This is a genomic window from Enterobacter cloacae complex sp. EB5, from assembly GCF_031432835.1.
Classification (GTDB): Bacteria; Pseudomonadota; Gammaproteobacteria; order Enterobacterales; family Enterobacteriaceae; genus Enterobacter; species Enterobacter hormaechei_C.
Genome location: NZ_CP133860.1, coordinates 407,836 through 421,790, shown reverse-complemented (window position 1 = coordinate 421,790; position 13,955 = coordinate 407,836). Strand labels below are relative to the sequence as shown.

Annotated in this window: 10 protein-coding genes; 6 read left to right on the top strand and 4 right to left on the bottom strand. The window is 53.4% G+C overall.

All coding sequences use genetic code 11. From position 1 onward, the window contains the following. The first annotated feature begins 1 nt into the window (after position 1). The 6 genes from serS to RHN82_RS02125 all read left to right on the top strand — a co-directional run bounded on the left by serS (position 2) and on the right by RHN82_RS02125 (position 7,512). On the top strand, positions 2-1,294 hold the full coding sequence (gene serS, locus RHN82_RS02150) for a serine--tRNA ligase (protein ID WP_008499983.1): 1,293 nt from the start codon (positions 2-4) through the stop codon (positions 1,292-1,294). A gap of 212 nt (positions 1,295-1,506) precedes the next feature. Next, complete coding sequence (dmsA, locus tag RHN82_RS02145) at positions 1,507-3,951, top strand: dimethylsulfoxide reductase subunit A (protein ID WP_022650720.1); 2,445 nt, start codon at positions 1,507-1,509, stop codon at positions 3,949-3,951. A 10-nt stretch (positions 3,952-3,961) separates the two neighbouring features. Beyond that, a complete protein-coding gene (locus RHN82_RS02140) occupies positions 3,962-4,579 on the top strand; it encodes a DMSO/selenate family reductase complex B subunit (RefSeq protein ID WP_022647979.1) in 618 nt (205 codons plus the stop codon). Position 4,580: 1 nt separating this feature from the next. Then, positions 4,581-5,444: a dimethyl sulfoxide reductase anchor subunit family protein gene (locus tag RHN82_RS02135; RefSeq protein WP_047051721.1), complete on the top strand. Its 864-nt coding sequence runs from the start codon at positions 4,581-4,583 to the stop codon at positions 5,442-5,444. A 274-nt stretch (positions 5,445-5,718) separates the two neighbouring features. Next, positions 5,719-6,867, top strand: a complete 1,149-nt coding sequence (locus tag RHN82_RS02130) for an MFS transporter (protein ID WP_003858254.1) — start codon at positions 5,719-5,721, stop codon at positions 6,865-6,867. Positions 6,868-6,990: 123 nt separating this feature from the next. Continuing rightward, the gene (locus RHN82_RS02125; RefSeq protein ID WP_047051720.1) at positions 6,991-7,512 is read left to right on the top strand and encodes an anti-virulence regulator CigR family protein; all 522 of its coding nucleotides are present in this window, start codon (positions 6,991-6,993) and stop codon (positions 7,510-7,512) included. A gap of 36 nt (positions 7,513-7,548) precedes the next feature. Here RHN82_RS02125 and pflA read toward each other — a convergent pair whose 3' ends face one another. The 4 genes from pflA to ycaO all read right to left on the bottom strand — a co-directional run bounded on the left by pflA (position 7,549) and on the right by ycaO (position 13,850). Further along, complete coding sequence (pflA, locus tag RHN82_RS02120; RefSeq protein ID WP_003858250.1) at positions 7,549-8,289, bottom strand: pyruvate formate lyase 1-activating protein; 741 nt, start codon at positions 8,287-8,289, stop codon at positions 7,549-7,551. A 203-nt stretch (positions 8,290-8,492) separates the two neighbouring features. Beyond that, positions 8,493-10,775 carry a formate C-acetyltransferase gene (gene pflB / locus RHN82_RS02115; protein ID WP_003858247.1) on the bottom strand — a complete coding sequence of 761 codons (2,283 nt, stop codon included), beginning with the start codon at positions 10,773-10,775 and terminating at the stop codon, positions 8,493-8,495. Positions 10,776-10,826: 51 nt separating this feature from the next. Continuing rightward, positions 10,827-11,684, bottom strand: a complete 858-nt coding sequence (gene focA, locus RHN82_RS02110) for a formate transporter FocA (protein WP_017384832.1) — start codon at positions 11,682-11,684, stop codon at positions 10,827-10,829. Positions 11,685-12,089: 405 nt separating this feature from the next. Then, the gene (ycaO, locus tag RHN82_RS02105) at positions 12,090-13,850 is read right to left on the bottom strand and encodes a 30S ribosomal protein S12 methylthiotransferase accessory factor YcaO (protein ID WP_047051719.1); all 1,761 of its coding nucleotides are present in this window, start codon (positions 13,848-13,850) and stop codon (positions 12,090-12,092) included. Between the last annotated feature and the right edge of the window lie 105 nt (positions 13,851-13,955).

Below are 13,955 nucleotides of genomic sequence, written 5' to 3'. Positions count from 1 at the left end.
CATGCTCGATCCCAATCTGCTGCGTAATGAGCCAGACGCAGTCGCTGAAAAACTGGCACGCCGGGGCTTTAAGCTGGATGTAGATAAGCTGCGCGCTCTTGAAGAGCGTCGTAAAGTTTTGCAGGTACAAACTGAAAATCTGCAAGCAGAGCGTAATTCTCGATCGAAATCCATTGGCCAGGCGAAAGCGCGCGGGGAAGATATTGAGCCATTACGCCTGGAAGTGAACAAACTGGGTGAAGAGCTGGATCAGGCGAAAGCTGAACTGGACGTTCTTCAGGCTGAAATTCGTGATATCGCTCTGGCGATCCCGAACATTCCTGACGACAGCGTGCCTGTCGGCAAAGACGAAAACGACAACGTTGAAGTGAAACGCTGGGGTACGCCTCGCGAGTTTGACTTCGAGGTGCGCGATCACGTGACGCTGGGCGAAATGCACGCGGGCCTGGACTTTGCGGCTGCGGTTAAGCTGACCGGTTCTCGCTTTGTGGTAATGAAAGGTCAGATTGCCCATCTGCACCGCGCGCTGGCGCAGTTCATGCTGGATCTGCACACCGAGCAGCATGGCTACAGCGAAACCTACGTTCCGTATCTGGTTAACCACGATACGCTGTACGGTACAGGTCAGCTGCCGAAATTTGCCGGCGATCTGTTCCATACCCGTCCGCTGGACGAGGAAGCTGACAGCAGCAACTACGCGCTGATCCCAACCGCGGAAGTTCCGCTGACCAACCTGGTGCGTGATGAGATCATCGACGAAGACGATCTGCCAATCAAACTGACCGCACACTCTCCATGTTTCCGTTCTGAAGCCGGTTCTTACGGTCGCGATACGCGCGGTCTGATCCGTATGCACCAGTTCGATAAAGTTGAGATGGTGCAGATCGTTCGTCCGGAAGAGTCTATGGACGCGCTGGAAGAGATGACGGGTCACGCAGAGAAAGTGCTGGAACTGCTGGGGCTGCCATATCGCCGTATGGCGCTGTGCACCGGTGACATGGGCTTCGGCGCCTGCAAAACCTTCGACCTCGAAGTCTGGGTGCCTGCGCAAAATACCTACCGTGAAATCTCCTCCTGCTCTAACGTCTGGGATTTCCAGGCTCGCCGTATGCAGGCGCGTTGCCGCAGCAAGTCCGACAAGAAGACCCGTCTGGTTCATACCCTGAATGGTTCTGGTCTGGCTGTCGGCCGTACGCTGGTTGCCGTGCTGGAAAACTACCAGCAGGCTGATGGACGTATTGAGATCCCAGAAGTGCTGCGTCCATACATGAAAGGTCAGCAGTACATCGGCTAATGATTTTGCATTCACGCACAAAAGCGCCTTCGGGCGCTTTTTTTATCCCTCTGAATTGATACGACGCAATACCTCCTCACTCTAAAGTAGTAATACTTCCCCGAACGAAAGTTAGCATAAAACACCAGTAACGTTGTAAATCGTTATAAATAAAACTACATAGCGGTTTGCGCCGCCTCTCTTTTCTTTGTGAGCAACCAAAGTGAGTCTTTATGAAAATCAAAGCGCCTGAAGCGTTAATGGCTGCCGAGGTCACTCGCCGTGGGTTGATGAAAACCACGGCAATAGGTGGCCTGGCGGTGGCCAGCAGCGCCTTTACGCTCCCTTTTACCCGTCTGGCGTCGGCTGCGGAGGCTCTGTCTCCCGCTTCAGCCCCGGAAAAAGTGGTGTGGAGTGCCTGTACCGTTAACTGTGGTAGTCGTTGTCCCCTGCGTATGCATGTTGTGGACGGTGAAATCAAATATGTCGAAACCGACAATACCGGCGATGATAACTACGAAGGGTTACATCAGGTTCGTGCCTGTCTGCGTGGCCGTTCAATGCGCCGTCGCGTTTATAATCCGGATCGTCTGAAATACCCAATGAAGCGCGTCGGTAAGCGTGGGGAAGGGAAGTTCGAGCGCATTAGCTGGGACGAAGCCTACGATATTATCGCGACCAACATGCAGCGCCTGATCAAAGAGTACGGCAACGAATCCATCTACCTCAACTATGGCACCGGGACGCTGGGCGGTACCATGACCCGCTCCTGGCCGCCGGGTAAAACGCTGGTGGCGCGCCTGATGAACTGCTGCGGCGGCTATCTCAATCATTACGGTGACTACTCTTCCGCACAGATTGCTGCGGGGCTGAACTACACCTACGGCGGCTGGGCAGACGGTAACAGCCCGTCGGATATCGAAAACAGTAAACTGGTTGTGTTGTTCGGTAACAACCCAGGCGAAACGCGCATGAGCGGTGGTGGGGTAACCTATTATCTTGAGCAGGCGCGCGCCAAATCCAACGCACGTATGATCATCGTCGATCCGCGCTATACCGATACCGGTGCGGGACGTGAAGATGAGTGGATCCCTATTCGGCCTGGTACCGATGCGGCGCTGGTCAATGCGCTGGCGTATGTGATGATCACTGAAAACCTCGTCGATCAGCCGTTCCTTGATAAATACTGCGTGGGTTATGACGAGAAGACCCTGCCAGCCAGCGCACCGGCTAACGGGCATTACAAAGCGTACATTCTTGGTCAGGGCAGCGATGGGGTAGCGAAAACCCCTGAGTGGGCATCCACCATCACCGGCATCCCAGTCGAACGTATTGTTCAGCTGGCCCGTGAAATTGGTTCAACGAAACCGGCCTATATCAGCCAGGGCTGGGGGCCGCAGCGTCACGCGAACGGCGAAATTGCCACCCGCGCTATTTCTATGCTCTCGATTCTGACTGGCAACGTCGGCATTCACGGCGGTAATAGCGGGGCGCGTGAAGGCTCGTATGAAGTCCCGTTTGAACGTATGCCAACGCTGGATAACCCAGTTCAGACCAGCATCTCCATGTTTATGTGGACGGACGCGATCGAGCGCGGCCCGGAAATGACCGCGCTGCGCGACGGTGTTCGCGGCAAAGATAAGCTGGACGTGCCGATCAAAATGATCTGGAACTATGCCGGTAACTGCCTGATCAACCAGCACTCTGAAATCAACCGCACCCATGAAATTTTGCAGGACGACAAGAAGTGCGAAATGATTGTGGTGATCGACTGCCACATGACCTCATCGGCGAAGTATGCCGATATTCTGCTCCCGGACTGCACCGCGTCTGAGCAGATGGATTTCGCGCTGGACGCCTCCTGCGGCAACATGTCCTATGTGATCTTCACTGACCAGGCCATCAAACCGCGCTTCGAGTGCAAAACCATCTACGAGATGACTTCTGAGCTGGCGAAACGTCTTGGCGTTGAGCAGCAGTTCACTGAAGGACGTACTCAGGAAGGTTGGATGCGCCATCTGCACGAGCTTTCCCGCAAAGCCATTCCTGACCTGCCGGACTTCGATACCTTCCGCAAGCAGGGCATGTACAAGCAGCGCGATCCGGAAGGGCATCACGTGGCGTATAAAGCCTTCCGCGACGATCCGCAGGCCAATCCGCTGACTACGCCGTCGGGCAAAATCGAGATCTACTCCGAAGAGCTGGCAAAAATTGCCGCAACGTGGGAATTGCCGGAAGGGGACGTTATCGATCCGCTGCCGATTTATACGCCAGGCTTCGAAAACTACAACGATCCGCTGACGGAGAAATTCCCGCTTCAGTTGACCGGTTTCCACTACAAAGCGCGTGTCCACTCCACCTACGGCAACGTTGACGTACTGAAAGCGGCCTGCCGACAGGAGATGTGGATCAACCCGATGGATGCGAAAGCGCGCGGCATCAGTAATGGCGATCGCGTACGTATCTTCAACGGGCGTGGTGAAGTGCATATCGAAGCTAAAGTGACTCCGCGTATGATGCCTGGCGTTGTCGCGCTGGGAGAAGGGGCCTGGTATAACCCGGATGCGAACCGTATCGATCAGGCGGGCTGCATCAACGTTCTCACTACGCAGCGTCCGTCGCCGCTGGCGAAGGGCAACCCATCCCACACAAACCTCGTTCAGGTTGAAAAGGCGTAAGGATTAACCGATGACAACCCAGTATGGATTTTTTATTGATTCCAGCCGCTGCACCGGGTGCAAAACCTGCGAGCTGGCCTGCAAGGATTACAAAGACCTGACCCCGGACGTCAGCTTCCGGCGTATTTACGAATACGCGGGCGGCGACTGGCAGGAGGATAACGGCGTCTGGCATCAGAATGTCTTCGCCTATTACCTGTCGATTGCCTGCAACCACTGCGAAGATCCGGCCTGCACCAAGGTCTGCCCGAGCGGGGCGATGCACAAGCGCGACGACGGTTTTGTGGTGGTGAACGAGGATGTCTGCATCGGCTGTCGCTACTGCCACATGGCCTGCCCGTACGGCGCCCCGCAGTACAATGCCGCCAAAGGCCATATGACCAAGTGCGACGGCTGCCACAGCCGCGTGGCGGACGGCAAAAAGCCCATCTGCGTCGAGTCCTGCCCGCTGCGCGCGCTGGACTTTGGCCCGATTGAAGAGCTGCGCAAAAAACACGGTCAGCTTGCTGCCGTCGCGCCGCTGCCGTCTGCGCACTTCACGAAGCCGAGTATTGTGATTAAACCTAACGCCAACAGCCGTCCGACGGGTGACACCACCGGCTACCTGGCAAACCCGAAGGAGGTGTGAGATGGGAAGTGGATGGCATGAATGGCCGCTGATGATCTTCACGGTCTTTGGGCAGTGCGTGGCGGGCGGGTTTATCGTCCTTGCGCTGGCGCTGTTAAAAGGGAACCTCAATGCTGAACAGCAGCAGCGTTTGGTGTTAAGCATGTTTGGCCTGTGGGTGTTGATGGGCGTTGGGTTTATCGCCTCTACGCTGCACCTGGGCTCACCGATGCGCGCGTTTAACTCCCTGAACCGTGTAGGTGCCTCTTCGCTGAGTAACGAGATTGCCAGCGGCGCAATCTTCTTTGCCGTTGGTGGGCTGGGGTGGTTACTGGCAGCGCTGAAAAAGCTGCCTTCAGGGTTACGCGCGTTGTGGCTCATCGTCACCATGGTACTGGGCGTTGTCTTCGTCTGGATGATGGTCCGGGTGTACAACACCATCGATACCGTTCCGACCTGGTATAGCGTCTGGACGCCGATGAGCTTCTTCCTGACCATGTTTATTGGCGGGCCACTGCTGGGTTATCTGCTGCTGCGTGTGGCTGGCATTAATGGTTGGGCGATGCGCCTGCTGCCCGCGGTCTCGCTGCTGGCGCTGGTAATCAGTACCGTTGTCGCGCTCATGCAGGGAGCGGAGCTGGCGACTATTCACAGCTCTATCCAGCAGGCTTCGGCGCTGGTGCCGGATTACGGTTCGCTGATGGCCTGGCGTGTGGTGCTGCTGACGGCGGCGCTGGTGTGCTGGATTGCCCCTCAGCTTAAAGGTTACTCGCCTGCGCTGCCGTTGCTGTCTCTGGCCTTTGTGCTGGTGCTGGCAGGGGAGTTAATTGGTCGCGGCGTATTTTACGGTCTGCATATGACGGTCGGTATGGCTATCGCCAGCTAATTTTAGTTTTTGTTATAAAAAGCCGGGACATAGCGCCCGGCTTTTCTTTTTTCATTCATGAAATTTTTCGACTGATGTTTCGGTGTAAAAATTCCCGGAAATAAATAAAAACAAATAGATAATTAATATCAGTAGCAGGCTTTGCATTAGCAGGATGAGTTTTTTAAATCGACAAGGCGCATAACGTGCGTGACGCCTGAATCGGTAGATTGACTTTGTTTTTGCCAGTGGCATGATGCGCACGAAATCTGAACTTCCTCACGGTTTTTAATCCATGACCACCTATACCCGCCCGGTGCTTTTGTTGCTCTGTGGCCTGCTTTTGCTGACCCTGGCGATCGCGGTGTTAAACACACTCGTCCCGCTATGGCTCGCCCATGAAAACTTACCGACCTGGCAGGTGGGTATGGTTAGCTCGTCCTTTTTTACGGGCAATCTGCTGGGCACCTTATTAACGGGCAGCCTTATTAAGCGCTTTGGTTTTAACCGCAGTTATTATCTGGCGTCGCTGATCTTTGCCGTCGGCTGCGCCGGTTTAGGCCTCATGGTCGGCTTCTGGAGCTGGATGGTCTGGCGCTTTATTGCGGGCGTCGGCTGCGCCATGATCTGGGTGGTGGTTGAAAGTGCGCTGATGTGCAGCGGCACGTCCCGTAATCGCGGGCGTCTGCTGGCGGCCTATATGATGGTTTACTACGTCGGTACCGTGCTGGGACAGCTGATGGTCAGCAAACTGCCAACCGACCTGATGAGCGTGCTGCCGTGGGTGACGGGCATGGTGCTCGCGGCGATCCTGCCGCTGCTCTTTACCCGCATTGTGAATCAAAACAGCGAACATCAGGAAGCCACCCACGTCTGGCCGATGCTGAGACTGCGCCAGGCGCGTCTGGGGGTTAACGGCTGCATTATTTCCGGGATTGTGCTGGGCTCGCTCTATGGCCTGATGCCGCTCTATCTTAACCATCAGGGCGTCAGTGATTCCGGGATCGGTTTCTGGATGGCGGTGATGGTCAGCGCGGGGATTGTCGGCCAGTGGCCGATTGGCCGCCTGGCGGACCGCTTTGGTCGTCTGCTGGTGCTGCGCGTTCAGGTCTTCGTGGTCATCATGGGCTGTCTCGCCATGCTCAGCAACGCTGCGATGGCGCCTGCGCTGTTCATTCTGGGGGCTGCGGGCTTTACGCTCTATCCGGTCGCGATGGCCTGGGCATGTGAGAAAGTTGAGCATCACCAGCTGGTGGCGATGAACCAGGCTTTGTTGCTGAGTTACACCATCGGCAGTTTACTGGGGCCGACGTTTACCGCTATGCTCATGCAAAATTATTCTGATAATCTGCTGTTTATCATGATCGCCAGCGTGTCGTTTATTTATCTGCTAATGCTGCTGCGCAAAGTGGGCGAACATCCAACGCCAGTGGCCCATGCCTGATTTATTAAAAGCCTGTCGATGACAGGCTTTTTTGTCCCTGTCACATATAAGACTTTTACTTATTGTGAGTTTTTACTGCCTGGCGATAATTCCAATGAGTTCTCCCACTAAAAGGCAGCCATCATGTCTACTCGTCGTTTTTCCACTACCGCACTTGCCGTAGTGTTGGCTTTAACGTTTGCAACGGCTCCGGCCATGGCTAATCCTGGAAACGGGAATGGCGGTGGTCACGGAAACGGTGGCGGACAAGGTAATAGCGGCAATCATGGTAACGGGAACTCTGGTAACCATGGTAATAAGCACAATAACGGTCAGGATAACCCTGGGAAATCGGATAAGAGCTTTAAAAACAGCAAAGATGTCAGTAATGATGTGGATGCTCGCGTGAGCTTCGATCATGCCCGCCATCTGGCACTGAATTACGGCTTAACGGGTTACGACTCTCTGCCTCCGGGTATTGCGAAAAACCTGGCGCGCGGTAAGCCACTGCCTCCGGGCATTGCGAAGAAAACCGTGCCAGCCGATATGCTGGGTCAGCTTCCTTCCTATCCGGGCTATGAATGGCGCGTGGTAGGTAACGACCTGGTCTTAATTGCGCTGAGTACGGCGATTGTGACTTCCGTTATTAACGGCGTCTTTAAATAGAATATAAAAAGGCCCGGTTTTCACCGGGCCTTTTCGTTAATACATGACCTTATGGCCATACTGCTCAAGAATACCTTTGACGCGTTCCATTGTCTCTTTTTTCGGCGGCTTCACGCCATCGAGCTTGTACTCTTCACCCATCGCCACCCATTTATGTTTACCCAGCTCGTGATAGGGCAGGAGTTCGATTTTCTCCACGTTACCCATATCCCGGGTAAATTCACCCAGACGATGTGCAGAGTCATCATCATCTGACCAGCCCGGCACCACCACGTAGCGGATCCAGGTTTTGACGCCTTTGTTGGCAATGTATTTAGCAAATTCCAGGGTACGGTGGTTTGAAACGCCAACCAGATTCTGGTGGATCTCATCGTTCATCTGCTTGAGATCGAGCATCACCAGATCGGTCACTTCAAGCAATTCATCAATAACCGGATCGTAACGGCGCACAAAGCCGTTGGTGTCGAGGCAGGTATGAATGCCTTCTTTGTGGCAGGCGCGGAACCAGTCGCGCACAAATTCAGCCTGAAGAATGGCCTCACCGCCGGATGCCGTCACGCCACCGCCGGACGCGTTCATGAAGTGGCGATAGGTCACCACCTCTTTCATCAGATCTTCAACGGTGACTTCTTTACCGCCATGGGTGTCCCAGGTGTCACGGTTATGGCAGTACAGGCAGCGCATCAGGCAGCCCTGGAAGAAAGTGATAAAGCGGATCCCCGGGCCATCGACGGTGCCACAGGATTCAAAGGAGTGAATGCGACCAATAATTGACATTGCGGTGATATCTCCGAATTTGGCCCATCCGGGGGCCTATGTAGATGCACAGCTCAAAGGCTATGTCGAGTCTGTTTTGGCTGTTATCCATTAAGTATAGATAGCGGACAAAAGAGACTGATGAAGCGAGGGTGTTAAAAAGGCCCCACTTGCGTGGAGCCTTTATTGTACGCTTTTTAACGCGTGATTTCAGTCAATTCCACTTACATGGACTGAGTGAAAGTACGGGTAATAACGTCCTGCTGCTGTTCTTTCGTCAGGGAGTTAAAACGTACTGCGTAGCCAGATACACGGATGGTCAGCTGAGGATATTTCTCAGGATGTTCCATCGCGTCGAGCAGCATTTCACGGTTCATCACGTTCACGTTCAGGTGCTGACCACCTTCGATGGACGCTTCGTGGTGGAAGTAACCATCCATCAGACCCGCGAGGTTAGTTTTACGCACTTCGTCGTCTTTACCCAGCGCGTTTGGCACGATAGAGAAGGTGTAAGAGATACCATCTTTCGCGTAAGCAAACGGCAGTTTAGCAACGGAGGTCAGAGAGGCAACCGCACCTTTCTGGTCACGACCGTGCATTGGGTTAGCACCTGGGCCGAATGGCGCGCCAGCACGACGACCGTCTGGGGTGTTACCGGTTTTCTTACCATACACAACGTTAGAGGTGATGGTCAGAACAGACTGAGTCGGGATAGCGTTACGATAGGTAGTGAGTTTCTGAATTTTCTTCATGAAACGTTCTACCAGGTCAACCGCCATGTCATCAACGCGAGCGTCGTTGTTACCAAACTGCGGATATTCGCCTTCGATTTCGAAGTCGATAGCCAGACCATCTTCGTCACGAATTGGTTTAACTTTCGCATATTTGATTGCAGACAGGGAGTCAGCCGCAACGGACAGACCTGCGATACCACACGCCATGGTGCGAACGACGTCACGGTCGTGCAGCGCCATCAGAGAGGCTTCGTAGCTGTACTTGTCGTGCATGTAGTGGATAACGTTCAGCGCGGTCACGTACTGTTTAGCCAGCCAGTCCATGAAGTGGTCCATGCGGTCCATGACTTCGTCATAGTTCAGCACGTCGCCTTTGATCGGTTCAGACTTAGGACCAACCTGCATTTTCAGTTTTTCATCAACGCCGCCGTTGATTGCGTACAGCATGGTTTTCGCCAGGTTTGCACGCGCACCGAAGAACTGCATTTGCTTACCAACAACCATTGGACTTACGCAGCAAGCGATAGCGTAGTCATCGTTGTTGAAGTCAGGACGCATCAGGTCATCGTTCTCATATTGCAGAGAAGAGGTGTCGATGGACACTTTAGCAGCGAATTTCTTGAAGTTCAGAGGCAGTTTTTCAGACCACAGAACGGTGATGTTCGGCTCCGGAGACGGCCCCATGGTGTACAGGGTGTTCAGGAAGCGGAAGCTGTTTTTGGTTACCAGAGTACGACCATCTACGCCCATACCGCCGATAGATTCGGTTGCCCAGATTGGGTCACCAGAGAACAGCTCATCATATTCTGGGGTACGCAGGAAGCGAACCATACGCAGTTTCATGACCAGGTGGTCAATCATTTCCTGAGCGTCTTGTTCAGTGATTTTGCCTGCTTTCAGGTCACGTTCGATGTACGCATCCAGGAAGGTGGATACGCGGCCGAAGGACATTGCTGCACCGTTCTGAGACTTAACAGCGGCCAGGTAGCCGAAGTAGGTCCACTGGATAGCTTCCTGAGCGTTGGTAGCAGGACCAGAGATATCGCAGCCGTATTTAGCCGCCATCTCTTTGATCTGACCCAGCGCACGGTGCTGTTCAGCGATCTCTTCACGCAGACGGATAGTCGCTTCCAGGTTTACGCCGTTTTCCAGGTCAGACTGGAGAGAGACGAACTGCGCGTATTTGTCTTTCATCAGGAAGTCGATACCGTACAGCGCAACGCGACGGTAGTCACCGATGATACGGCCACGGCCATAGGCATCTGGCAGACCGGTCAGAACGCCAGATTTACGGCAGTTCAGAATGTCTTTGGTGTAAACATCGAATACGCCCTGGTTATGGGTTTTGCGGTATTCGGTGAAGATTTTTTTCAGCATTGGGTCCAGCTCGCGGTTATACGCTTTGCAGGAACCTTCAACCATTTTGATACCACCGAACGGGATGATTGCGCGTTTCAGTGGTGCTTCAGTTTGCAGACCAACGATTTTCTCAAGGGCTTTGTTGATGTAGCCAGCATCGTGAGAAGTGATGGTAGAAGCAACGGAGGTGTCAAAATCAACTGGCGCGTGAGTGCGGTTTTCCAGTTTAACGCCTTCCATTACGCTGTCCCACAGCTTGGTGGTTGCGTCAGTCGCACCAGCCAGGAAGGATTCGTCACCTTCATACGGGGTATAGTTTTTCTGAATGAAGTCACGGACGTTGACTTCATTCTGCCAGTCACCTTTCGTAAAACCTTCCCAGGCTGTGGCTAACTTTTCATTAAGCTCGGACATGTAACACCTACCTTCTTAAGTGGATTTTTTATTTACTGCCTGAGACAACCATTAATGATGATCGCCGCCACGCAGGTAAATGACCCAGTATGTCAACCCAACTAACAGACCCCCACCGATAATGTTCCCGATAGTGACGGGGATCAGGTTATCAGTAATAAAGTTCATAATAGTCAGGTGGGAAAAACTTTCCGGGGTTGAACCTACAGCAGTCCAGAACTCCGGGCTTGCAAAGTTGCGGATAACAATCCCCATCGGGATCATGAACATATTCGCAATACTGTGCTCAAAGCCGCTGGCAACAAACATCGCAACCGGCAGAACCATAATCATGGCTTTATCCATCAGGCTACGACCAGAGTAGCTCATCCAGACCGCCAGGCAGACCATCAGGTTTGCGAGGATGCCGAGAGCAACGGCTTCGATAAATGTATGGTGCATCTTGTGGTCGGCGGTTTGCAGGACGTTAAGACCCCAGCCGCCGTTGGCGGTCATGTACTCGCCAGAAAGCCACATCAACAGAACAAAGAGCAGACAGCCAATCAGGTTGCCAACGTAAACATTGAGCCAGTTGCGCCCCAGTTGACCCCAGGTAATTCTTCCGCTGGCTTTTGCCACAACAATCAGCACCGTTGAGGTGAAGAGGTCGGCGCCGCAGATGACGCAGAGAATCAGGCCCAGTGAGAAGCAAATACCACCAATCAGTTTCGCTATGCCGAAAGGCATCCCGGCTGTGCCGGTGGTGGCTGTGATATAGAAGACGAAAGCGATGGAGATGAACACCCCAGCCGTAATGGCCAGAAAGAACGTCGTCATCGGATGTTTCGTGGCTTTGTAGACACCCGCTTCTTCGGCAACTTTCGCCATCGCAGCGGGGAGTAATAGATCAAAAGGGTTGTCAGCTTTCACACTAACTCTCTCTTTATTAAGTCGGCGACGAGATACTAACAAAGCATTATAGAAGAGAAATTGATATAGATCATATCTCGCCTGGCTTATAGGCCCGCAGTGTGTATGGTTTTACAGCAAAAGCGGAGTAAGTATTTGATTATCCGTATAAAAATAAATTTTAAAAGTTATGAAAAGAGTTGAATTTTTTCCTTAAGCCTCCCGTGGAACAGTTAATTAAAATGGAGTATTTATTATAATTAGTAACAGTAAAGCTCAGGTAAGCGTTTTTATATTTACCCGTGGTTAACTTAATTATTACAATTAAACGTCATTGCGAAAAAATAAAAAAAAGGGGCAATGAAATTGCCCCGTAATATAGCTCAGGCGATTGAATACGCCTACAGCCATTAATGTTATATGCGCTTATTTTGACCAGTAAGCGGCTTTTGCCTTCTGCAATTTTTCATACGCATTGAGCAGTGACTGATGCGCCGGGAAGGCTTTCAGATCGCTGTCAACCGCTTGCAGGCCGTAGAACGGCTCTTCACCGCTAAGCGCCGCGCTGGCAGCTTCAACGGCATCCGCACCGTACATACGTACAAAGGCGTTGAGATACTGCAATGGCTCGCGGTCGTCTTCCTGAGAAAGCAGGAGCAGCGTTTGCAGGCAACGGTAATAGTTAGTGCGCTCGGCGGAGAAGACAGACTGGTTAAACTCCATCGTCCACTCGGTCCAGGCCAAAGCCTGATCCAGATCGCCGCCCGCCAGCGCCAGCATCGCTTTCAGCTCGCCGATGCGCAGGGTGTACCAGCCGTTATCTTTTCCGGTCGCCAGACCCAGCAGTTCGCGCACGCGGGTGAAATCATCGTGTCCTTCTTCGTCCAGTTGGGCGATCAGGTTCAGATAATCTTCTTTATCCCACTCGCTGCCTGGCAGGGCCAGCAGGGTTTCACGCAGATGCGCGCCCATGCTGTTGTTCGCCAGCCACAGATCTTCTGCCGGATAAATGTCCGACATACCTGGCACAATAATGCGGCACGCGTAAACGCCGAGATGTTCATAGTCGGCAATGTAAACTTCCTGATCTTCCGCGTTGAAGATCGCCATCAGGGTGGCGAACTCTTCTTCCGTCGTACCGGCAAAGCTCCAGTCCACGAACGGATAGTCCGCGTCCTGTTTGAACATATCCCAGGAGATCAAACCGCTGGAGTCGATGAAGTGTGTTTCGAGGTTGGTGTGCTCGGCGACTTCTTCGTCATCAAAGGTTGGCGGAGTAAAGACATCGAGATCTTTCAGGCTACGACCTTGCAGCAGTTCGGTCACGGTACGCTCCAGCGCTACGCCGAAGTCCGGGTGCGCGCCGAAGGAGGCGAAGCAGGTGCCGTTGGTCGGGTTGAACAGTACCACGCAGATAACCGGATATTTGCCGCCCAGAGAGCCGTCATAAGCAAAGATTGGGAAACCTTCTGCTTCCAGTTTGGCGATGGATTCCACCACGCCAGGGTAGCGCGCCAGCACGTCAGCCGGGATCTCCGGCAGGCTGATGGATTCAGCAATAATGCGGTTTTTGATGTGACGCTCGAAAACTTCAGACAGTCCCTGCACGCGCGCTTCGTTGCGGGTGTTACCGGCAGACATGCCGTTAGACACATACAGGTTGCCGACGATGTTCATCGGGATATAAACGGTCTGCTCGTCAGACTGACGGGTGAACGGCAGGGCGCAGATCCCACGATCCTCATTGCCGGATTGCAGGTCGATCAACATGCTGCCGGTCAGTTCGTTTTCCGGATCGTAGAACGCGCGCAGGCGGGCATCGAGAATGCCTTCCGGCAGTTCATCGCTTTCGGTCAGCGGGAACCATTTTTCGTTCGGGTAGTGAACGAACGGACCGTTGGCAATGGTTTCGCCCAGCCAGAAGTCGGCGAAGAAGTAGTTGGTGGACAGACGCTCAAAATACTCACCCAGCGCAGAGGCCAGCGCCGCTTTTTTGGTCGCGCCTTTACCGTTGGTAAAGCACAGCGCACAGTCTTTGTCGCGAATATGCACGGACCAGACGTGAGGCACCGGATTCAGCCAGGAGGCTTCTTCGATATTAAAGCCCAGGTCGGTCAGTTTCTGCTGGAAGCGAGCGATGGAATCTTCCAGAGCGGCGTCTTTGCCGGGGATAAACGTTTGAGTCATGGCGTTCACTTTTATCGTACGTAAAGCGCGCAATGATACGGGTTTTGCGTGACGGGTGCTATCTCCGGCGAAAATAAATGGCTGGGCTATGCTTATAAGCAGTAA